Genomic DNA, 21,608 nt, shown 5'->3' on the forward strand with positions numbered 1-21,608 from the left:
GATGCGGGCTTAGATAAAAATTCACCAACGCGCCGTATAGTTAATGCCGCTGCGGCTCATGGATGATCGGGCGCGGCACGATGAGGATACCGGACGGACGAGTGGGGTATGGGTAAGGACAATATCGGGCGCGACGTGCTCACGTTTCTGGCTGGCAATCTGCTCGATCCCACGCCGATGAACTATCGCTTCGGCTATCTCTACCTGACCCGGTCGAGCAAGGTGATCTGCGAGGAAACCGACACCTACATCGAAAACGGCATGCGCATGAAGCAGGAGACGATCGTCGAGATCATGGGCAAGCATGCCTCTGCCTCCGACGATCCCGAAGAGCGGATTGCCGCGCGCGACGAAGCGGTCGAACTGTTTCTCAACACTGCCGGAGAGCTCGCCCGCGAGGCAAAACGCCAAGCGGACGGTGTCGGACGCGACATTGCGGAGGAAAGCCAGGTGATCCGCGAGGGCGCGCAGGGCGAGGATCTGACCGGCGCGATCCGCCGCATCATCGACCGGGCGGAGGAGGCGGAGCGGGAATTGTCCAACGCCTCCAACCGGATCGACCGGCTCCAACGCGATCTCGACGAGGCGCGCAACAAGGCGCTGGTCGACGAACTGACCGGCATCCCCAATCGCCGTGCGACCCGCGCGACCATTCAGGATCTGGAGATCCGCAAGGTCCGCTATTGCCTCGGCCTGATCGATATCGATCATTTCAAGGCGATCAACGATACCTACGGCCACCCGGTGGGTGATCGCGCGCTGAAGCTGGTTGCCGAAGCGCTGAGCGAATCGCTCTCCCCGTGGCCGGTCGCGCGCTGGGGAGGAGAGGAGTTTCTCGTGATCGCCGAGGTCGCCGACGCGAAGAAGCTGGCGGAGCGCGTGGCCGAGGCGAAGGAAACGCTCGCCGAACGCAACCTCAAGCTGCGCGAGACCGACGAGCCGATGGGCCCGATCACCTTCTCCGCCGGGGTCGCGGTCAATTCCGAAACCAGCGACGAGACGCTGCGCCGGGCCGACAACGCGCTGTACGAGGCGAAGAAGGCAGGCCGCAACACGGTGCTGATCGCGCCCGAGAGCGGCCGCGTGGCAGACGCCGCCTGACCGCGCGCACCGCCCGCCCATGTCCTCCTTCCTCTTCGGCTTTGCCGCGGCCCTGCTGCTGACCATCGGCGCGCGCGACCAGCTGCTGGTCGCTCGGCTGGCCGGGCCGCTCGGCGCGATCATCCTGCTGGCGGCGCTGGTCGCTGCGGTCTTTACCGCCGGGCTGATGGCGCTGGCGGGCGATGCGATTGCGCAGATGTTGCCCGACGCGGCGCGTCGGATGCTGGTCGCCATCGCGCTGGTCGTGGCTGCGGTGGAACTGGTGTGGCCGGGGCGGGACAGGCGCCCGAAAGAGCCGACCCGCTCGCCCTTCGCAGCCTTCGTCGTGCTGTTCGCCCGGCAATGGGGCGATGCCGCGCGCTTCCTGCTCTTCGCGCTCGCCGCCGCCACCGCGCTGCCTGCCTATGTCGCGCTCGGCGGTGCGGCGGGAGCGGGGGTGGCGCTGGCCGGTGGCTGGGCGCTGGGGGAAGAGCTGGAAGCCCTGCCGCTGCGCGCCTTCCGGCTAGTGATGGCGGGGATCGTGCTGTTCGCTGGGCTGCTGATCGGGCTGGGTGCGCGCGGGATCATCTGAGCCCCGCTACCCCCGCCGGGCGAAGGCCCAGTCAATCACAGTAATCGAAGCTTTGGCAGGAAACCGGGAGCGGCTTGCTCCGTTGACCTCACGAGACCCTTTCCAAGGCCCAATAAAATAACACAGGAGACCAAACATGGCTCAAGCTGGCGACAATTCGAAAACCGCACTGGTGCAGGAACTTAACGGCCTGCTGGCGGATCATCTCGCGCTCTACTTCAAGACCAAGAACTTCCACTGGCACGTGAAGGGCCCGCGGTTCCGCGATCTGCACCTGCTGTTCGACGAGCAGGCGATCGAACTGCGCGACCAGATCGATGCGATCGGCGAACGCGTGCGCAAGCTGGGCGAGGTGACGCTGACCTCGATCGGTTCGGTCGCCCGGGCGACGCAGGTCAAGGATCAGGATTCGACCGACCTAGATGGCGACGCGATGGTCAAGGAACTGCACGACGACAACGTCGCGATGATCAAGCGCCTCAAGGGCATGAAGCCGCTGGCCGAAGAGGCGGGCGACAATGCGACCGACGGCCTGCTAGACGACTGGACCGACATGGCGGAGGAACGCGCGTGGTTCCTCAAGTCGACGCTCGGCTAGTCCCCCGTTAGCCAGGCAACCAGAAGGGCCGATCCAGCGCTATGCCGGGTTGGCCCTTTTCTATATCCCGCATCCATCATGCCGCCACTGCTGCCCCGCTTGCTCCACCGCCTCGCGCTGCGCGTCGCCCACCGTCTGCGCCACGTCTGGCGGCGGCTGGCGAAGCCGCAGCTGCGCGGCGTGAGCGTCATCCTGCGCGATCCCGACGGCCGGGTGCTGTTCGTCCGACATACCTATGGCCCGCCCGACTGGAGCCTGCCGGGTGGCGGGATCGCGCGCGGCGAAGCGCCCGAGGCAGCCGCGCGGCGCGAGATGGCGGAGGAACTGGGGCTGACGCTCGGCCCGGTCAGCGAACTGGGCACGATTGAGGAGACGATCTCCGGCGCGCCGCACACTGCGTATCTCTTCCTGGCCGAGATCGACGATGCCCCGGTGCCCGACGGTCGCGAGATCGTGGAGGTGCGCTTCGTGATGCCGGACGACCCGCCGCAGCCGGTCAGCGGCCTCGCCGAAAGGCGGATCGGGTACGTCCTGAAGGCCTAGAAGAGAGCGAGCTGCCCGCTGTCGGCGTCGTCGGATCGCCCCTCGTCTTCCTCTCCGGAAGCGTCCCGTTCGAGATTGGAGAGTGTCAGCCCCATCAGGCGGATCGGGCGGGGCAGGGGCAGCAGTTCATCGAGGATTGCGTGCCCGATCGCGGCGAATTCGGCCTTGTCTGCGACATTGCGCGGCAGCGATCGGGCGCGGGTCATCAGCTGGAAATCGTTGTATTTGAGCTTGAGCGTTACCGTACGCCCGCGTGCCTGCGCCCGCTCGATCCGCTCCCACACGATGTCGACGATCTCGTCCAGCGTGGTGCGCAGCTCCTCCGCCTCGTGCCGGTCGACCGAGAAGGTGCGTTCTCCGCCGACAGACTTGCGGATGCGGTTGGCGCGCACGGGCCGGTCGTCGATTCCGCGCGCCGCGCGATAGAGATAGTCGCCGAAGCTGCCGAAATGCTGCGCCAGCCACGCCGCGTCCTTCGCGGCAAGATCCGCGCCGGTCGCGATGCCCAGCCGCGCCATCTTCTCCTCGCCGCGTGGGCCGACCCCGTGGAACCGGCGGATGGGGAGCGTCTGGACGAAGGCCGCGCCCTCTCCGGGGCGGATCACGCACATCCCGTCGGGCTTGTTCTGGTCGCTCGCCAGCTTGGCGAGGAACTTGTTGTAGCTGACCCCCGCGCTCGCGGTCAGGCGGGTCTTGGCGCGGATTTCCTGCCGGATCATCTGCGCGACCTGCGTTGCCGAGGCGATGCCCAGCTTGTTGACCGTCACATCGAGATAGGCTTCGTCCAGACTCAGCGGTTCGACCAGATCGGTGTGGTGGCGAAAGATCGCACGGATCTGGTCCGACGCCTCGCGATAGGCGTCGAAGCGGCTCTTCACGAAGATCAGGTCGGGGCACAGCCGCTTGGCGGTAACCGACGGCATCGCCGATTTTACGCCGAACTTGCGCGCCTCGTAACTGGCGGCGGCGACCACGCCGCGCCCGCTCGCCCCGCCGACCGCGACCGGTTTGCCCCGCAATTCAGGGTTGTCGCGCTGCTCCACGCTGGCGAAGAAGGCATCCATGTCGACATGGATGATCTTGCGAGTCGGCGGTGCTTCGCCGCGATCTTCCGGAGTGGTCTCGCCTTCGCTCATCGCGGCCCTGCGATAGCACACAGGTTGCCAATCGGAACCGACGACGCCATTTGCGGTTTTGTGCACATGCGAAATCCAGATTACGGGCCCGGCGAGTCGATCGACCGGCAGAGCGTCGATGCTCGCGCGCCTGCGGCGCTGCCGCCGTCGGGCCAGCGGATCGGCGAACGCCAGCTGATCGCGATGATGGCGCTGCTGATGGCGCTCAACGCGCTGGGCATCGATGCGGTGCTTCCTGCGCTCGACAACCTTGCCACCGATCTGGGCGCAAGCGGCAATTCGCGTCAGTTCGTGGTCGGCGCCTACCTGCTCGCGGCGGGTCTGGGCGCGCTGGTGCCCGGATCGCTGGCAGACCGATACGGTCGGCGTCCGGTGCTGTTCGCGGCGCTGGGCCTCTACATCGCCTTCTCGCTGCTGTGCGCGATGGCGTGGAATTTCGAATCGCTGCTGACGCTGCGCTTCCTGCAGGGCTTCGGCGCGGCGGGGATCGTCGCGCTTCCGCCCGCGATCATCCGCGACCGGGTGGGCGGCGACAAGATGGCCCGGATGATGAGCCTGATCTTCGTCATCTTCCTGATGGTGCCCGCGATCGCGCCCAGCATCGGGCAGGGCGTGCTGATGGTGATGGGCGACTGGCGCTGGATCTTCGTGTTCACCGCGGTCGCCGGCGTGGCGATGGGCGCATGGGCATGGCGCAACCTGCCCGAGACGCTGCATCCAGAAGACAAGCAGCCGATCCAGCCGCGCGTGATCGCGCGCAACATGCGCGCCACGCTGACCATGCGGCAGGCGCTGGGCTACACGCTGGGCAGCGCGGTGATCTTCGGGGCGCTGTTCGGTTTCATCAACTCGGCGCAGCAACTGGTGGGCGAGGCATTCGGCGCGGGGCCGTGGTTCCCCGCGATCTTCGCCTGCTGCGCGGGCGCGATGGCGGTGGCCAGCTGGACCAATTCGCGGATCGTCGAGCGTTTCGGTGCCCGCCGCGTGAGCCACACTGGCCTGTTCCTGTTCCTGATCGTCGCCGCGGTGCAGCTGTTCGTCGCGACCATGACCGAGGAAACGCTGTGGACCTTCGTCCCGCTGATGGCGGCGAACATGATGCTGCTCGGCTTTATCGGTGCCAATTTCGGCTCGATCGCGATGCAGCCCTTCCGCGAGACGGCAGGCGCGGCGGCAAGCGTGCAGACCTTCTTGCGGATGGTTACCGCAGCGGTGATCGGCGCGAGCATCGGCTATGCCTATAACGGAACCGCGATCCCGCTGGCGACCGCGCTGTTCGGCGGCGCGCTGATCTGCATCGGCCTGGTGCTGTTCGCGGAGCGCGGCAAGCTGTTCGGCCCGCCGGTGGACGACGATTGAGTTGGGCGTGAGCCCACCCCGCTGGGACTAGCGGGCAAGCCCGCAAATCTCGCTCCCCTCCCGCTTGCGGGATGGGGTGGGGATAGGTTCTATTCCGCAGGCTCCACCACGCACAGGACTGCTTCGACCTGCACCTGACCGCCTTCGCTGGCGGAAAGCTGGGTCACGGTGCCGTCGAACGGCGCGGTGAGCGAATGCTCCATCTTCATCGCCTCGAGCACCATCAGCCGCTGGCCGGCGGTGACGCTGTCGCCCTCCGCCACATCGAGCGCGATGACCTTGCCCGGCATCGGCGCGAGGATCGCGCCGTCGCCTGCCGCAGCCGCCCCAGAGCCGCGCGAACCCCGGTCGAAGGCGAAGGACATGCCGTCGGCGAAAACGACCACACGGTGCGGATCGACGAAGCCCGTCGCAGCCTCGAAAGCCGGACCCTCTGCCGCCGCGACGACGCGCGTATCGCCCTTGAAAGAGAGGCTGGTGGTCAGGCGCCCCGATGCATTGAGCCGGAAACCGGCAGGCTGGTCCTCGTGCTCCTCTGTTTCGGCGAGCACCACGAAGTCCGCAGCGGTCTGCCAGATCGCCTCGTAGGGCTCGTCCGATTCCACCAGATCGTCGATCTTGCGTTCGATGAAGCCGGTATCGAGGTTGGCATCCTCGAAATCCTCGTCGCGCAGGCAGTTCGCGATGAAGGCCGCATTGGTGCGCACGGGCCAGATTTCGACCCCGTCGGCGATCTCTGCCAGCTGCTCGATCGCATCTTCCCGGGTATCTGCCCAGGTCACGAGTTTGGCGACCATGGGATCGTAGTAGGGCGATATCTGATCGCCTTCCTCGACGCCCGTTTCGATGCGGCCCCGCAAGCCGATATCGAAATGGTCGAGTGACCCGGTGCTGGGCAGGAAACCGCTGGACGGATCCTCCGCATAGAGCCGCGCCTCGATCGCATGACCGTCGATGAACAGCTCGTCCTGCTTGAGCGGGATCGCTTCCCCCGCTGCGACCAGCAGCTGCCACTCGACCAGATCGACCCCGGTGATTTCTTCGGTCACCGGATGCTCGACCTGAAGCCGCGTGTTCATTTCCATGAAGAAGATGCGGTCGGCTCGCAGGCCTTCGCTGGCGTCGGCGATGAATTCGATCGTGCCCGCGCCTTCGTAATCGACCGCCTTGGCCGCGCGCACCGCGGCGGCGCAGATTTCCTCGCGCGTGGCCTCGTCCATGCCCGGCGCAGGCGCTTCCTCGATCACCTTCTGGTGGCGGCGCTGGAGCGAGCAGTCGCGTTCGAACAGGTGGACGTGGTTGCCGTGGCTGTCGCCGAACACCTGCACCTCGATATGGCGGGGCGAGGTGATCCATTTTTCGAGGATCACGTCGTCATTGCCGAAGCTGGCCTTCGCCTCGCGCCGGCAAGATTCGAGCGCGGAGAGGAAGTCTCCCTCGGCATCGACCTTGCGCATCCCCTTGCCGCCGCCACCCGCGACCGCCTTGATCAGCACGGGATAGCCGATCGCGTCGGCTTCCTGCTTCAGGCGTTCCGGGCTCTGGTCGTCGCCGTCATAGCCCGGCGTCACGGGCACGCCCGCCTCGCGCATCAGCTTCTTGGCCGCGTCCTTCAGGCCCATCGCGCGGATCGAGGAGGGCGGCGCGCCGACCCAGATCAGCCCTGCGTCCTTCACAGCCTGCGCGAAATCGGCGTTTTCCGAGAGGAAGCCGTAGCCCGGGTGGATCGCCTGCGCGCCGGTCTGCTTGGCGGCGGCGATGATCTTCTCGCCCACCAGATAGCTTTCGGCAGCGGGCGAGGGGCCGATGTGTACCGCTTCATCGGCAGAGCGCACGTGCAGCGCCTTGGCGTCGGCATCGGAATAGACCGCAACGGTGGCAATGCCCATCTCGCGCGAGGTGCGAATGATGCGGCAGGCGATTTCGCCGCGATTGGCGATCAGGAGCTTCTGGATCATGCCCGCAGCGCTAACGCCAAGTGGGCGGCAGGTCTACCACCCGGCAACCGGGCGCAGATCGTCGCGGGTGTAGGGCGGCCAGTGCTCGGGCTCGGGCGCGTGCTTCGTGACGGCCTCACCGAAGGCGGCGATCACATGGACGAGCTTTTCGTACCACGGCACATAGGTGCGGGTGTCCCACGCCAGCTGGCCTCGCGCGCGGACCTTGCGCCCGATCACGCCGTAGATGCGCGCGGCGGACAGAACCGCCCAGCGCTGGCGGAAACGCAGGTGTTTTGCGCCCAGCCGGGACGCGACCTCGTACATTTCCATCCGGTCGACCAGCCGTGCGGAGACCGCAGCGAGCGCGAAGCGGTTATCCTCGTCGGCATAGTTCTCGCGCGTCAGCCCCGCGTCTTCCAGCCACTCGTCGGGCAGGTAGCAGCGCCCGGCTGCCGCATCCTCGATCACGTCGCGCGCCACATTGGCGAGCTGGAAGGCCAGCCCGAGATCGCACGCGCGGTCGTAGATGAAGCTGTCGTTGGGGGCGAACATCACCCGCGCCATCAGCACGCCGACCGCGCCCGCCACGTGGTAGCAATAGCGCATCAGCTCCTTCTCGCTGTGCGGGCTGAAGCCGTTGGCATCCATCGCGAAGCCTGCAATGACCTCGTTCGCCATGTCGAGCGTGATGCCCGCCTCTCCTGCGACCTGGCCTAGCGCGTCGAACGCGACATCGGCGGTCGCGCCGCCTTCCAGCGCGCGGCGGGTGAGCACCTTGATCGCCTGCAGTCGGTCCTCGATCCCCGCCTGGTCGCCCAGCTCGCCGCCCTTCTCCTGCGCGTCGGCCAGATCGTCGCACCGGCGGCACCAGGCGTAGAGCATCCACACGCGTTCGCGCGTGGCCTTGTCGAACAGCTTGGAGGCAAAGGCGAAGCTGCGCGATCCTTCTGCAATCGCCTCGTAGGATTCGCGCACCAGCGCAGCCCGGTCGCGTCCGCCGCCGGGGCGGGGGATCGAGGGGCGCACGAAGCGGGAAGGGACGAGGGGGCGGGCCTGGTTCAAAGCTGGTCTGCGCTCATGCGATAGATCGGGGTATTAGGCTTATAAGACGCAAGCTTGTCGAGCAGTTCCGGCAAACTGTCCGCAACCTGAAGAATTTCGCGATGTGTTGCACGTACGAAACCCGTATCGGCCATCCGGTTTACGAATTGCACAAGATCGTCGTAAAAACCGAAGGCGTTGAGCAGGCCGACCGGATTTTCGTGATAGCCGATCTGCGCCCAGCTGAGCGCTTCGAACAGTTCGTCCATCGTCCCCATGCCGCCGGGCAGGGTGATGAAGCCGTCTGCAAGGTCGGTAAAGTGCTGCTTGCGCTGGTGCATCGTATCGACCGTGATCAGCTGCGTGCAGTCGTGGTTGGCGAATTCACGTTCCACCATCGCATGCGGGATCACCCCGATCACCTCGCCGCCCTCGGACAGCGCGCCTTGCGCCAGCGCGCCCATCAGGCCCAGCCGCCCGCCGCCATAGACGACGCCGATACCGCGTTGTGCGAGCAGCGCGCCAACGTCCCGCGCCAGCTCGAGATAGCGCGGGTCGGGCGGGGTCGCCGCGCCGCAATAGATGGCGAGGCGAGAGAGTTTCATATTTTCATCCTGTCCTTCTTCGATGCTAAGGATGAACTCATTCTCGTGCTCGGCATGGTACTTCTCGGCGTCGCGTAGCACCTGCATGAGCTTCGCAAAGTCTTCTCCCAACGTCTCGCGTGCGAGGTCCGTGTCACGCCACCGCACTTCGAGTGGACGCGGAAGAATAGCGACCAGCAGATCGAACAGCGCGTCCAAGTTGGGCCCGAACCAGTCTGGAGTATCTGGATGTCCGCGCACCTGCGCGTAAAAATCGCCCACGTTACGCATTTTGCTGCCATCAAGATGGAGCTGCGTCGTCAAGCGGAGAGATCCTCTATCATCAGTCCGGCGGTCGCCTTCGCGCTACCGACCACGCCGGGGATGCCCGCGCCTGGATGGGTGCCCGCGCCGACGAGGTAGAAGTTCTTGATCACATCGTCGCGGTTGTGGCCGCGGAAATAGGCGCTCTGTGTCAGCACCGGTTCGAGGCTGAAGGCGCTGCCCAGATGCGCGTTGAGATCGGTTGCAAAGTCGCTTGGCGCGTAGTGGAACTTGGTCACGATGCGCTTGTGAATGTCGGGCACCAGCCGCTTGCCCACCTCGTCGAGGATGCGCTTTTCGAGCAGCGGGCCGACCTCGTCCCAGTCGACCGGCAGCTTGCCCTGGTGCGCCACCGGGACCAGCGCGTAGAACGTGCTGTGGCCCGGCGGCGCCATGGAGGGATCGCTCTTGCTCGGGTGGTGGAGGTAGATCGAGAAGTCCTCGGGCAGCACGCCGTTGGAGTAGATATCGTCGAGCAGCCCTTTGTAGCGCGGCCCGAACAGGATCATGTGGTGCGCGATGCCCGGCCATGTCCCTTCGAGGCCGAAATGCACCACGAACAGCCCGGGGCTGTAGCTCTTGCGGGCAAGACGGCGACCCATGCTCCACCCCCGCTGCGAGCGGCCCAGCAGGTCGCGGTAGGAGTGCATGATGTCGGCATTGCTGGCGACCGCGTCGAAGCGCTGGACGAAGCCGCTCTGCGTCATCACGCTCTTCGCGCGCTTGTCGTCGACTTCGATCCCGACCACCGGGTCGCCCAGCCGGATCGTCCCGCCGATCCGCTCGAAATGGCGCACCATTCCCGCGATCAGGCGGTTGGTGCCGCCCTTGGTCCACCACACGCCGCCATCCATCTCCAGCTTGTGGATCAGCGCGTAGATGCTCGACGTCTTCATCGGGTTGCCGCCGACCAGCAGCGTGTGGAAGCTCAGCGCTTCGCGCAACTTCTCGTTCTCGACGAAGCTGGAGACCATCGAATAGACGCTGCGATAGGCCTGCTTCTTGGCGAGCGCGGGCGCAGCCTTGAGCATCGATTTGAAATCGAGGAAGGGCACCGTGCCCAGCTTGACGTAGCCTTCCTCGTAAACCCCCGCGGAGTATTCGAGGAAGCGCTGGTAGCCTTCGACGTCCTTGGGGTTGAGCTTCGCGATCTCCGCGAACAGCTCTTCATGGTCGTTCGAATAGTCGAAATTCGTGCCGTCGGGCCAGTTGAGGCGGTAGAACGGCTTGACCGGGACCAACTCGACATCCTGCGCGATGTCGTGGCCCGAGAGTGCCCAGAGTTCCTTGAGGCAATCGGGATCGGTGACGACCGTGGGCCCGCCGTCGAACGTGAAGGTGCCCGTGTCGGTGTCCTTCTCCCAGTAATAGGCGCGCCCGCCGGGCTTGTCGCGGCCCTCGATCACGGTCGTGGCGATCCCAGCGCTCTGCAATCTGATGGCGAGCGCGAGGCCGCCGAAACCGGCCCCGATAACGCATGCTGTGCGGCCTTCAGCCATTGTCGGCAGTTCCTTCTGGTGGGGCGAGCGGCGGGCGGTGCGATGCCAGCGCGCGCAGGGCATGGGGGATCGGGACCGGCGGCTTGCCGGTCAAGACCCTGAGCTTGTCGGGGGTGGTCGAACGTGCGGCATAGAACCGCTCGATCAATCCCGGCGATAGGCGATAGAAGCGCGAGAAGATGCGATATCGTTCCTCAGGTTTCGCCGCGCCGAACAGCATTTTGCCGAGCATCCGGTAAAAACCGGTCCGCTGCCACACACGGCGCGCATGCGCTTCGAGTAGGGCGGCCATCTGTTCGCCGGGCAGATCGCGGTTGTCGGCCACCAGCAGCGCGGTTTCGACCGCGAAGGGCAGGGTATAGCTGGTCAGAGGGTGGGATATCATCGCCCTCGCGCCTGCCATCGCCACGCCGGGCACGCGCACTTCGCGCTGGTAGCGGGCCAGATCGCCGCCGGTCACGACTGGGAGCACGCCGGTTTCGAACGCGAGGGGCTCGCCGTGCCAGCCCATCGCATCGCAATAGCGATCGATCCTGCTCGAGAGCGCTGCGCGGTCGAGCACGGGGCTGTCCTGGTAGTAGGTATCCTCGACGAACAGCTCGTCGGCGGCGAGGGGGAGGGTGTAGACGAAGCGGAACGCGTCGTGCTGGGCGAGCTTCGCGTCCATCACGATCGGGCGGTCGACATCGTGTGGGGTGTCGGTGCGCAGATGGCGTCCCATGAACACCTGCCAGCCACCCTCGAACGCGTCGGACAGGATGAAGCCGCGCGCGTCGATCACGCAGCGCGCCTCGATCCGCTCGCCCCCCTCCAGTGTGGCTCCGCGCGCATCGACCGAGGCCACGTTGCGGCCCGTGTGAATGGTCGACTGCGACAGTTCGCGGCGCAGCGCGGCGTCGAAATCGGCGGATGCGAGGGAGACGTAGGTGCTGTCCAGACGGCGCGAATGTTCGGGGAAATGGACGTCGTAACCAGCAGGCCAGTGGATCTTGCGAAACGGGGCAAGCAGCGCCGCGCCGTCGCGCGTCAGATCGCTTTCGAACCAGCTCCAGCGGTGATTGCCGCCCAGCATCTCTCCCGCCTCGACCAGCACCACTGCCAGCGAGGGGTCCGCCCGGCGCAGGGCGAGCGCGATCAGGCCACCGGCAAGGCCGCCGCCAAGGATTGCGATGTCGGCACGAGCCCCTGATGTCGCCGGTGTCATCGCCAATGCTCGTAGGGCGCTGGGGAAAAAGGTGCAATTGAACTTGCGGTTGCCCGCGCAATCATGCGCTTTTGCGTGGAACTATGCCTCTACATCGCCGTTCAAAGGGGCGCAACATGAGGGATAATCCATGCGTTCAATTCTACCCACCCCCGCAACGTTCGCTGCGGTCGCGTTCGCCTGTGCCGGGGTGGCCACGCCGGCGCTCGCGCAAGACGGCCCGGATGATGATGCTCCGGCCCGCTCTGCCGAAGGCACAGTGTTCGACGGCGACTGGGTCCAGGTCGGCATAGGCGCGGGCTTTGCGCCCGATTACGACGGTTCCGACGATTACGAGGTGTTCCCACTGCCGATCATCCAGGGGAGCCTCGGGGGGATCGATATCAACCCGCGTGCGGCCGGTTTCGCACTCGATTTCATTCCCGACAGCGCTGACAGCAAGGTCAATTTCGGCTTCGGACCTGCGGTGCGCCTGCGTACCTCGCGGACCGGCGATATCGAAGATCCGGTGGTCGCCGCAGCAGGCGAGCTGGATACCGCAGTCGAGGTCGGGCCGAGCGCCAGCATCGGCGTGTCGGGCGTGCTCAACCCGTACGACAGCCTGTCGGCCAATGTCGACGTGCGGTGGGATGTCGCGGGCGCGCATGAGGGCATGGTGATCAACCCGGGCATCACCTACTTCACCCCGGTCAGCCGCGGCGCGGGCATCAGCCTGTCGCTCAGTGCGGAGCACGGGGACGAAGCGTTCAACGAATACTACTATTCGGTCACCCCCGCGCAGGCGACCGCCAGCGGCCTGCCGGTCTACGATGCCGGTTCCGGCTTCAACAAGCTCAGCGCGAACCTGCTGGTGGGGGTCGATCTGGATGGCGATCTCGCCAATGGCGGCCTCGCGCTGTTCGCGATCGGCGGCTATTCGCGGATGATCGGCGATGCGAAGGATTCCCCCTTCGTCGCGCTGCGCGGCGATGCCGACCAGTTCCTGATCGGCGGCGGCATCGGCTACACCTTCTGACGCGCGGGGTGCGCTAGGTTCGCGCGCAGCGGACTGCCATCGCAAACGCATAAAAAAGGGCGCGGAGGCTTAAACCTCCGCGCTCTTTCTATTGGCAGGGTGGCATTATTCGCTCTTGTCCTCGATCATCAGGTCGGGACGCGGGGCAGGCATCTGCGCATCGCGGTCGCCCGTCTTCAGAAAAGTGTCGAACCACTGCATCATGCGCAGGTTGTAGTCGTATCGGCTGGCCGCGAGCCGGTTGCCGTGGCCTTCGCCCGGGAACAGCACGAGGCGCACCGGGGTATCGGGCTTGCGCACCTTGATGTTGCGATACAGCTCGTAGCTTTGCGTCGGCGAAACGCGCGTGTCTTCCGCCCCGTGCATGATCAGGATCGGGGTTTCCGCCTTGTCGACGTGATAGATCGGGCTGCGTTCGAGCAGGTGATCCCATTCTTCCCACGGCCACTTGCGCTCGTGCACCAGATACATTTCGTTGGGGATGTCGGTGGTGCCGAACTTGCTGATATTGTTGGAGATGCCGACGAACATCACGCTCGCGGCATATTCGCTGGAATAATAGGTCGCGCCCCAGGCGCTGGCGAACCCGCCGTAGGAGCCGCCGGTGATTCCGGTGCGGTCCGCATCGGTCACCCCTTCGGCAACCAGCGCGCGCTTGGCATCGACGATGTCGTCGAATTCCTTGCCCGCATAGTCGCCCTGGTGCTGCTTGGAGAACGCGGTGCCGTAGCCGGTCGAGCCGCGATAGTTCGGGTGGAACACGGCATAACCCTGACCCGCGCCGACCTGGCCGGGCATCGAATAGCCGGTCAGCCAGCCATTGGTATAGTGCGCTTCCGGCCCGCCATGGACCATCATGATGGTCGGCGCGCCGCCCTTGGGCACACCGCCGACCGGTTCGATCAGAATGCCCTCGATCTGCTGCCCGTCGCGCGCGGTGTAGGTCATCGTGCGCTGGGTGCCGAAGTCGATTTCGGCGAGCCACGGGTTGTGGCTGGTCCAGCGGGTGAGGGTGGTGCCGTTCAGCGCGAACAGCTCACCGGGATGGCGCGGGCTGTCGGCACGCACGAACAGAGAATCGCTACCGCCGTTCTCCAGACTGGTCGGCACCAGCTCGCCGGGGTCGATTTCCTGCGCCACGCTGCCATCGGCATTGTACATGCGCAGGATCGTATCCGCGCCCTTGTCCACGATCGCGGCAAGCTGGCCATTGGCGAGCCATTCGGTATCGCCGACCGCTTCCGCCGCGCCCTGGTTGAGCGCGCGGTATGCACCGCTGGCGACATCGACCAGATGCAGCGTGGTCGCGGCGGGATCGTGCTGGTCGATCCCGGCGACCAGCGAGAGCTGCCTGCCGTCGGGCGAGACTTCCAGATCGCCCAGCTTGCCCGGCGTTTCTACCTCGCGCAGCACGCGGCCCGTGCCCAGATCGATGATGTTCACCCGGCTGGCGGTATAGGTGTCGTCGATCCGCGGGGTCGGCTGGCTTTCGACAATGCCGAGCTTGCCGTCGGGCGTCAGCTTGAACGAGGTGACGTAGCCGGACACGGCGATCTCGCGCGGCTTGGCGTCGATCTCCTCGCCACCGGCCTGCGCGGCGAACAGGCGGTTGAACCGCTCTTCCTCTTCATAGACCACCGCGTTGAAGCCTTTCTTGGCCTCTGCCTTGCGGTCTGTGTCGGGGGCGGCGCTCGCCAGCAGATAGAGCGTCGCGCCATCGGGTGCCCATGCGTAGCTGCGCACGCTGGCGTCCTTGACCTCGGCGAGTTTCATCTGCGCGCCACCATCGACGGGGATGCCCCAGACCGCGCGATCTTCGTCGTCCTTGCTCCACAGGAAGCTGACCATCCGCCCGTCGGGCGAGAATTCGACGGTCGAGACGGAGACATCCTCGGGCAGGAAGACCCGCGTGTTGTCAGGCCCGTAGGCCATTTTCAGCTGCTGCTGCGTGCTGCCATTATCCTCGCCCGCAACCACGTCGGGCAGGCTGGCGGTGGTGTAGGCGACGCGGCTGCCATCGGGCGAGACGGCGATTGCGCCCACGCTTTCCAGCTGTGCCACATCCTGCGGCGTCATCGGGCGCGCTTGGGCGGTCGCGGCGAGCGACACCCCGGCGAGCAGGCTGGCGGCGGTCAGGGCAGTGCGGGTGGCGTGGTGCATCTTCTGGTGGTCCTCTCGTATCGTTTCGGTTGTTTTTGCCAAACTGTGCGGCAGGTTATAGCCAGCCATCAGGTGTGCGCAAACGTGCGAGCGGGCAAAAGGGGGAATAGGACGATGCGGGTACTGGTCTGGATGATGGCGGCGATTGCTGCGCTGCTGGGTACGCCTGCGCTGGCGCAGGTGACGGTGATCCATGCCGGATCGGTGATCCGCGATGCCGATGGCGAGCCGAGCGGCCCTGCCACCATTACGATCGAGGACGGCCGGATCGTGTCGATCGTCGACGGGCTCCAGACGCCGGGTGGCGAGGCGCAGGTGATCGATCTTGCCGACAAGACCGTGCTGCCCGGCCTGATCGACCTGCATGTCCACCTCACCGGCGATCCCGGTGGCGATTTCTGGAAGGAAGCGACCGAGCCTGACGAGTGGGGCGTGGTCGTGGGCGCGAAGAACGCGCGGATCACCGCACTGGCGGGGTTCACCACCGTGCGCGAGGCGGGCAGCGGGCCCGAAACCGCCTTCGCCCTGCGGCGCGGAACGGCCGAGGGGCTGATCCCCGGCCCGCGGATCGTCGCGGCGGGCGTGCCGCTGGCGATCATCGGCGGGCACGGCGACGTCAACGGCTTCCGGCCCGAGGTCAACGAACTGCTCGACAGCGGCTTCACCTGCACCGGCCCGGTCGAATGTGCCGCCAAGGTGCGGCTGGCGAGCCAGAACGGCTCCGACGTGATCAAGATCACCGCCACCGGCGGCGTGCTCAGCCAGCAAGGCCGTGGGCTGGAGGCGCATTTCAGCGATGCAGAGATGAAGGCGATTGCTGACACCGCCCACTCGCTCGGCCTCAAGGTGATGGCCCATGCGCATGGCGCGCGCGGGATCGAGGCGGCGAGCCGCGCCGGGATCGATACGATCGAGCATGGCACCTATCTGGACGAAGCTGCGACGCGCGCGATGCGTGAGAACGGCACCGTGCTGGTCCCCACGCTGATGGCGTTCCAGGGCGTGACCGAGCGGCTGGGCAAGGGCATCTACACCCCCGTGGTGGAGGACAAGATCCGCGCCGTGGCCGAAACTGCGCGCGTCTTCATGGGCAAGGCGCTGCGCTGGAACGTGCCGATCGCCTTCGGCACCGATGCGGGCGTGTTCGCGCATGGCCGCAACGCGGGCGAATTCGCGCTGATGCGCGCACAGGGCATGACCGACCGGCAGGCTCTCGCCAGCGCGACCACTATCGCCGCGAAGGTGCTGGAGATGGACGACCAGATCGGCCGCCTCGCGCCCGGCTATTCGGCAGACATCATCGCGGTCGACGGCAATCCGCTGGACGATGTGACGGTGCTGGAGAAGGTCGACTTCGCGATGGTGCGTGGCCGGGTGATCGAATAGCCGACGTTCGTCGATTGGCCGCTGGCCTTTGCAGAAGGCGATTGGCGGGCGTCCTGGCCCGGCCTACCGTCGCGCGATTATATTCCTGGGGGAGACTACCGACATGACCATCCGCCGCCTGCTGACCGGAGCCGCCGCGCTCGCCCTGCTTGCCTCGCCCGGGGTGGCGCTGGCCGATCATCACGAGGAAGCGCCCGCCGCCGCGCAGCAGTCCGAACACGACAAGCTGTTCGCGCTGTTCGCCGATTCCGATGCGCGCAGCCTCGAACTCAATCCGCTCAGCCGCCTGTTCCGCGGCGACGACACCAATGCGGACCGATTGGGCGACTATCTGACCGATGCGAGCTATTACGCCTCGCTTCGCGATACGCAGCTCAATGTCGCGCTGCTCGAACAGATCGACCGCGCCAAGCTCTCGCCGACCGACCAGCTCGCCTACGACGTGTTCAAGTACAACCAGGATGAATCGCTCAAGGGCGCAACCCCGGAAATCCGCGCGCTGACCGAGGTGCGCCCGGTCAACCACTTCAGCGGCTTCCACACCTTCTACCCCAATTTCGCGAGCGGTACCGGCGCGGCACCGTTCAAGACCATCGCGAACTACGAAGACAACCTCAGCCGCCACGACGACTATATCGCCATCACCGACCGCTCGATCGAGAAGTTCCGTGAAGGGATGGAAACGGGCGTGGTCGAGACCAGGCTGACCATTGGCAACGTGATTTCGCAGCTCGACACGCAGCTGGCGATCCCGATTGCGGAATCGCAGTTCATGGGCCCGACCACCATGTTCCCCGAGGATTTCTCGGACGCGGAGAAGGCCCGCCTGACCGCCGCCTATGAGGCCAAGACCCGCGAAATCTACGCCGCGCACGAACGGCTGCGCGATTTCCTGCGCGACGAATATCTTGCCGCCGCGCGCGAGGAGGTGGGCCTGAGCCAGATGAAGGGCGGGGCGAAGCTGTACGAACAGCTGATCGAGAGCACCACGACCCTGCCGCTCAAAGCCGACTACATCCACCAGCTGGGCCTCGCCGAGGTCGAGCGGATCAAGGGCGAGCTGGAGGCGTTGAAGGAAGAGGTCGGCTACGAGGGCACGCTGGGCGAGTTCTTCGACTACGTGCGCACCGATCCCAAGTTCAAGCCGGAGAGCCGCGAGGCGCTGACCCAGACCTATTACGATATCGGCAAGCAGGTCGATGCGAAGATCGGCGAGCTGTTCAGCCTGGTCCCCAAGTCCGAGCTCAAGATCGAGCCCTACGACCCCTCGATCGAGCAGTTCAGCGCGGGCGGGTCTTACCAGTCGGGTACGCCCGACGGATCGCGCCCGGGCACGTTCTTCTTCAACGCCTACGACCTGCCCAGCCGCCTGACGACGGGCAATGTGACGCTCTACCTCCATGAAGGCGCGCCGGGGCACCATTTCCAGATCAGTCTGGCGCAGGAGAACGAGGATCTGCCCGCCTTCATGCGCTTCGGCGGGACGACCTCCTTCGTCGAAGGCTGGGCGCTCTATGCCGAGACGCTGGGCAACGAGATGGGCTTTTACGAAGACCCGTGGGCGCGGTACGGCACGTTGCAGGACGAACAGCTGCGCGCGATGCGGCTGGTGGTCGACACCGGCATCCACTCCAAGGGCTGGAGCCGGGAGCAGGCGATCGACTTCATGCTCGAAAATTCAGGCATGACCCGCACCGAAGTGGTCGCCGAGGTGGAACGCTATATCGCGATCCCGAGCCAGGCGCTGGCCTACAAGATCGGCGCGCTGAAGATCCAGGAACTGCGCGAGCGCGCGCAGACCGAGCTGGGCGATGCGTTCGACATCAAGGATTTCCACGCGCAGGTGCTGAACACCGGCGGCCTGCCGCTGCCCGTGCTGGAGGAAAAGATCGACCGCTGGATCGCGAACGGCGGCGGCTGACCGCGCGCCAGCTGGGCACTATCCCTCCCCGCGCCTGATAAGAAACCGGGCTGCGGCTGTCGCATAACGGGGCGGTCGTTCGGCGGGGCTGCGGCCCGCTTGCGAACGCGTGCGCCATCGGCCAAGAAACAATTGTTAACTACGCAATTTCCGGCAGTGAGTCACACGCGCATCATGTGGCGGTGGCACCTGGCAGGGCGCGGTACCGGAACGGCGAGCTGCCGCGCGGGGCCGCTGCCCGCTGCGGCGCATCCGCATCGCGACCGGTTCTTGCGATGCCTGGCACGATTATCACAGGAGCAATCGCCACCGATGGCCACCGCCGACACCATTCCCGCCTGGATCGCCATGTTCATCGGCATCTATGCCTTCGCCGCCGCCATGGGCGAGCTGCGGCTGCCGGGCACGTGGAAGGCGATGATGCAGGATTTCGAGCAGTCGCCGGGCATGCGCTTCATCGCGGGAATCATGGCCCTGACGCTGGGCGCGGTGATCTATCTCGTGGTGCCGTGGCGGCCGGACGACTGGTTGTTCATCGCAGTCTCCGCGCTCGGCGGGCTGCTGGTGCTGGAAGGCATCGTGCTGCTGGCGGCGGGCGAACGCGTCGTCACCTTCGGTCGCTGGCTGATCGCGAGCGCGAGCGAGGTGTGGGCGGGTCTTTCCGCGATCCTGGGCGCAGGGTGCATCTTCGTCGCTCTGTCGCGGCTGGGCACGTTCTGAGCCGCTGCCGGCCCTAGGGCAGGCGGCAATCCTGATAATATTCGTAGGCCTGCCCGCCCTCGCCGGTGAAGGGCGCGCCCTTCTCGCAATCGAGGCGCAGGTCCGCGCCGACCCCGCCCCAGGCATCGATCACTGCCTCGACATTCTCCGCCGGGATTTCGAATGCCACGGTGCGCCCGTCGGCGGTGGTCATGTCGCCGATCGGCGGGTCCATATCGAGCGCGATGCCCGACACCGCGCCGGAGATAGTCTCGCGCGTGCTGGCCGGTTCCGCTTGCGCCTCGGCAGTCTCCTCCGCCTCCGGCGCGGGGGCAGGGTCGGCCTCGGTGACCGCTTCGTCTGCCTCGGCCGAGCTGTCGTCGCCATCGGAACAGGCGGCCCCTGCGAGCAGGATCGCGGCTACCAGCATTCTGCGCATCGTCATTCCCCCATCAATCGCGCGGGGAAGCATACCGGCGATACCTCACGCGGCAAGTCGGGCAGCTCTCACTGCGCCGGGTAATAGGTCGGCGAACCGGGCCCCACCGGCAGGCCCAGCGCAAAGGTCCACAGGTAGAAGAAGATCGACCACACGATGAAGAAGCAGATCGAATAGGGCAGCATCATCGCGATCAGCGTGCCCACGCCGAGGTCCTTCTGGTAACGTGTCGCCCAAGCCAGGATCAGCCCGAAATAGCTCATCATCGGCGTAATGATGTTGGTGGTGGAATCGCCGATCCGGTAGGCGGCCTGGATCGCTTCGGGCGAATAGCCGATCAGCATCAGCATCGGCACGAAGATCGGCGCGGTCACCGCCCATTGCGCGCTCGCGCTGCCCAGCGAGAGGTTGATCAGCGCGCAGATGCCGATGAAGGCGAAGAACATCGCCGGGCCGGTCATCCCGGTGTCCTTGAGGAATTGCGCGCCGGTGACCGCGGTGATCCCGCCCAGATGCGTCCACCCGAAGAACGCGACGAACTGCGCGGCGAAGAATACCAGCACGATGTAGAGGCCCAGGGAGCTGAGCGCGCCCGCCATCGCGTCGATCACGTCGCGGTCGGTCTTCATCGTCTTGGCCGCGCGGCCATAGGCATAGCCCACACACACGAAGAAGATCAGGATCCACACCACGAACCCGTCGAAGAAGGGCGAATCCATCCGCTCGCCCGTCTCCAGATTGCGCAGCACGCCCCACTCGGGCCACAGCGTCAGCGCCATCAGCGCGAAGACGCCCAGCATCGCGATGCCCGCCCAGCGCAGGCCCTTGCGCTCGCTCTCCTGCAGCGGCTGCATCATTCCTTCGTCGAGGATCTCGGGATCGGCCTTGGAGGCGTCGAATTTCCCCAGCTGCGGCTCGACGATGTAGATCGAGACGAGGCTGCCGATCGCGGTGATGAGGAAGGTGCTCGCGACCATGAAATACCAGTTGGCGGTCGCCAGCACGGTATAGTCGGGGTCGATCAGCTGCGCCGCTTCCTCGGTAATCCCGGCCAGCAGAGGGTCGATCGTGCCGATCAGCAGGTTGGCGGAATAGCCGCCCGAAACGCCCGCGAAGGCCGCGGCCATGCCCGCCAGCGGATGACGGCCGAGCGCGTAGTAGATCGCGCCGCCCAGCGGGATCAGCACGACATAGCCGACTTCGCTCGCGGTGTTGGAGATGATCCCCGCGAACACGATCGCCACGGTCACCAGCTTGGGCGGTGCACCCAGCACCAGGCTGCGCACCGCCGCGCTCAGCAGGCCGGATTTCTCCGCCACGCCGACGCCGAGCATCGCGACCAGCACCACGCCGAGCGGCGCGAACGAAGTGAAGTTGTCGACCAGCCCGGTGAAGATGCGTTGCAGCCCCTCCACGTTCATCAGGCTGACCGCGCGGATCATCCCGTCATCGGCCACGCCGGGCGCGCCAGCGGGCCTCGGGTCGACCACCGCGACGCCAAGATAGCCGAACAGGCCCGACAGCAGCACGATGCCCACCGCCAGCAGCGCGAACAGAGTGACGGGGTGGGGGAGGAGGTTGCCCAGCCATTCGACGCCGTCGAGGAAGCGGGTAAAGGCGTTGCGCTTCGGCTTGGCGACAGCCTCGGGCGTATTCTCGTCTGCGGGCGGGGGAAATTCGGTCATCGTGGCTCCGGTCGATTGGCGGCCTGGGCGCGCGAAAGAAAAGGTGCGAGTGGGTGTGCCCTCAAAAGTACCCGGGGGACAAGCCCGTCCTCCAAAGCCGCCAACAGGCACGAACGCGCCTGAACTGGCACTAAACGAGTGCCGACTGCGGAACCGGGCGCGCAACCGCCGGTTGGTCGGGTATGATCAAACTGGCTCTCATATGTCTCGTCGTCGCCGCTGTTGCCGCGATCCTTGGTTTCGGCGGCGTTGCCGGTGCCTTCGTCGATATCGCGATCTGGCTGGCGGTCATCGCCGCCGTCCTGTTCGTGATCTTCCTGGTGCTGGGCATTGTGGCCGGTAAGAAGGCCTCCGACGCGCTCGACTGATCCGGCGAGCGCTTTACGCCGGGCACCGCGTGCTC

19 protein-coding genes and 1 pseudogene are annotated in these 21,608 nt (G+C 66.0%); 10 read left to right on the forward strand and 10 right to left on the reverse strand.

From position 1 onward, the window contains the following. Positions 1-108 precede the first annotated feature (108 nt). The 4 genes from VO57_004705 to VO57_004720 all read left to right on the forward strand — a co-directional run bounded on the left by VO57_004705 (position 109) and on the right by VO57_004720 (position 2,813). On the forward strand, positions 109-1,101 hold the full coding sequence (locus tag VO57_004705; GenBank protein XBL70648.1) for a GGDEF domain-containing protein: 993 nt from the start codon (positions 109-111) through the stop codon (positions 1,099-1,101). Positions 1,102-1,120: 19 nt separating this feature from the next. Then, entirely contained in the window at positions 1,121-1,672 is a 552-nt protein-coding gene (locus tag VO57_004710) for a TMEM165/GDT1 family protein (GenBank protein ID XBL70649.1), read from the forward strand. A 136-nt stretch (positions 1,673-1,808) separates the two neighbouring features. Continuing rightward, positions 1,809-2,270 carry a DNA starvation/stationary phase protection protein gene (locus VO57_004715; GenBank protein XBL70650.1) on the forward strand — a complete coding sequence of 154 codons (462 nt, stop codon included), beginning with the start codon at positions 1,809-1,811 and terminating at the stop codon, positions 2,268-2,270. A gap of 78 nt (positions 2,271-2,348) precedes the next feature. Then, positions 2,349-2,813: an NUDIX domain-containing protein gene (locus VO57_004720; protein XBL70651.1), complete on the forward strand. Its 465-nt coding sequence runs from the start codon at positions 2,349-2,351 to the stop codon at positions 2,811-2,813. Here VO57_004720 and dinB read toward each other — a convergent pair. Continuing rightward, a complete protein-coding gene (dinB, locus tag VO57_004725) occupies positions 2,810-3,949 on the reverse strand; it encodes a DNA polymerase IV (GenBank protein ID XBL70652.1) in 1,140 nt (379 codons plus the stop codon). The genes VO57_004720 and dinB overlap by 4 nt on opposite strands. 66 nt (positions 3,950-4,015) lie before the next feature. On the opposite strand from dinB, the gene VO57_004730 reads away from it, so the two are divergent. Further along, positions 4,016-5,308 carry a multidrug effflux MFS transporter gene (locus VO57_004730; protein XBL70653.1) on the forward strand — a complete coding sequence of 431 codons (1,293 nt, stop codon included), beginning with the start codon at positions 4,016-4,018 and terminating at the stop codon, positions 5,306-5,308. 89 nt (positions 5,309-5,397) lie between these two features. Here the strand turns inward: VO57_004730 and VO57_004735 are convergent, their stop codons facing one another. The 6 genes and pseudogenes from VO57_004735 to crtY form a co-directional block, all read right to left on the reverse strand. Then, on the reverse strand, positions 5,398-7,266 hold the full coding sequence (locus tag VO57_004735; GenBank protein XBL70654.1) for an acetyl/propionyl/methylcrotonyl-CoA carboxylase subunit alpha: 1,869 nt from the start codon (positions 7,264-7,266) through the stop codon (positions 5,398-5,400). Between the two features lie 33 nt (positions 7,267-7,299). Next, on the reverse strand, positions 7,300-8,310 hold the full coding sequence (locus VO57_004740) for a phytoene/squalene synthase family protein (GenBank protein ID XBL70655.1): 1,011 nt from the start codon (positions 8,308-8,310) through the stop codon (positions 7,300-7,302). Further along, positions 8,307-8,894 (reverse strand): TIGR00730 family Rossman fold protein, encoded by a 588-nt coding sequence (locus VO57_004745; protein XBL71286.1) that lies wholly within the window; start codon positions 8,892-8,894, stop codon positions 8,307-8,309. The genes VO57_004740 and VO57_004745 overlap by 4 nt, the downstream gene beginning before the upstream one ends. A 108-nt stretch (positions 8,895-9,002) precedes the next feature. Further along, positions 9,003-9,164, reverse strand: a pseudogene (locus VO57_004750) (barstar family protein). A 29-nt stretch (positions 9,165-9,193) separates the two neighbouring features. Then, on the reverse strand, positions 9,194-10,696 hold the full coding sequence (locus tag VO57_004755; GenBank protein ID XBL70656.1) for a phytoene desaturase: 1,503 nt from the start codon (positions 10,694-10,696) through the stop codon (positions 9,194-9,196). Next, positions 10,689-11,900: a lycopene beta-cyclase CrtY gene (gene crtY, locus VO57_004760; GenBank protein ID XBL70657.1), complete on the reverse strand. Its 1,212-nt coding sequence runs from the start codon at positions 11,898-11,900 to the stop codon at positions 10,689-10,691. Before crtY ends, VO57_004755 begins: the two co-directional genes overlap by 8 nt. 130 nt (positions 11,901-12,030) lie before the next feature. Between crtY and VO57_004765 the strand changes: the two genes are divergently transcribed. Then, complete coding sequence (locus VO57_004765; protein XBL70658.1) at positions 12,031-12,915, forward strand: MipA/OmpV family protein; 885 nt, start codon at positions 12,031-12,033, stop codon at positions 12,913-12,915. A gap of 105 nt (positions 12,916-13,020) precedes the next feature. On the opposite strand, the gene VO57_004770 is transcribed toward VO57_004765, so the two are convergent. After that, the gene (locus VO57_004770; protein ID XBL70659.1) at positions 13,021-15,075 is read right to left on the reverse strand and encodes a S9 family peptidase; all 2,055 of its coding nucleotides are present in this window, start codon (positions 15,073-15,075) and stop codon (positions 13,021-13,023) included. Positions 15,076-15,189: 114 nt separating this feature from the next. Between VO57_004770 and VO57_004775 the strand changes: the two genes are divergently transcribed. The 3 genes from VO57_004775 (at position 15,190) to VO57_004785 (ending at position 19,102) form a co-directional block, all read left to right on the forward strand. After that, complete coding sequence (locus VO57_004775; GenBank protein XBL70660.1) at positions 15,190-16,461, forward strand: amidohydrolase family protein; 1,272 nt, start codon at positions 15,190-15,192, stop codon at positions 16,459-16,461. Between the two features lie 103 nt (positions 16,462-16,564). Further along, entirely contained in the window at positions 16,565-18,382 is a 1,818-nt protein-coding gene (locus tag VO57_004780) for a DUF885 domain-containing protein (protein ID XBL70661.1), read from the forward strand. A gap of 312 nt (positions 18,383-18,694) precedes the next feature. Next, positions 18,695-19,102 (forward strand): hypothetical protein, encoded by a 408-nt coding sequence (locus VO57_004785; GenBank protein ID XBL70662.1) that lies wholly within the window; start codon positions 18,695-18,697, stop codon positions 19,100-19,102. Between the two features lie 13 nt (positions 19,103-19,115). Here VO57_004785 and VO57_004790 read toward each other — a convergent pair whose 3' ends face one another. Both VO57_004790 and VO57_004795 read right to left on the reverse strand, forming a co-directional pair. After that, complete coding sequence (locus VO57_004790) at positions 19,116-19,526, reverse strand: hypothetical protein (GenBank protein ID XBL70663.1); 411 nt, start codon at positions 19,524-19,526, stop codon at positions 19,116-19,118. Between the two features lie 62 nt (positions 19,527-19,588). Then, on the reverse strand, positions 19,589-21,205 hold the full coding sequence (locus VO57_004795; protein ID XBL70664.1) for an AbgT family transporter: 1,617 nt from the start codon (positions 21,203-21,205) through the stop codon (positions 19,589-19,591). A gap of 182 nt (positions 21,206-21,387) precedes the next feature. Between VO57_004795 and VO57_004800 the strand changes: the two genes are divergently transcribed. Continuing rightward, the gene (locus tag VO57_004800) at positions 21,388-21,573 is read left to right on the forward strand and encodes a DUF1328 domain-containing protein (protein XBL70665.1); all 186 of its coding nucleotides are present in this window, start codon (positions 21,388-21,390) and stop codon (positions 21,571-21,573) included. The last annotated feature ends 35 nt before the right edge of the window (positions 21,574-21,608 follow it).

It is taken from the genome of Citromicrobium bathyomarinum (genome assembly GCA_001306305.2).
Lineage (GTDB): Bacteria > Pseudomonadota > Alphaproteobacteria > Sphingomonadales > Sphingomonadaceae > Alteriqipengyuania > Alteriqipengyuania bathyomarina.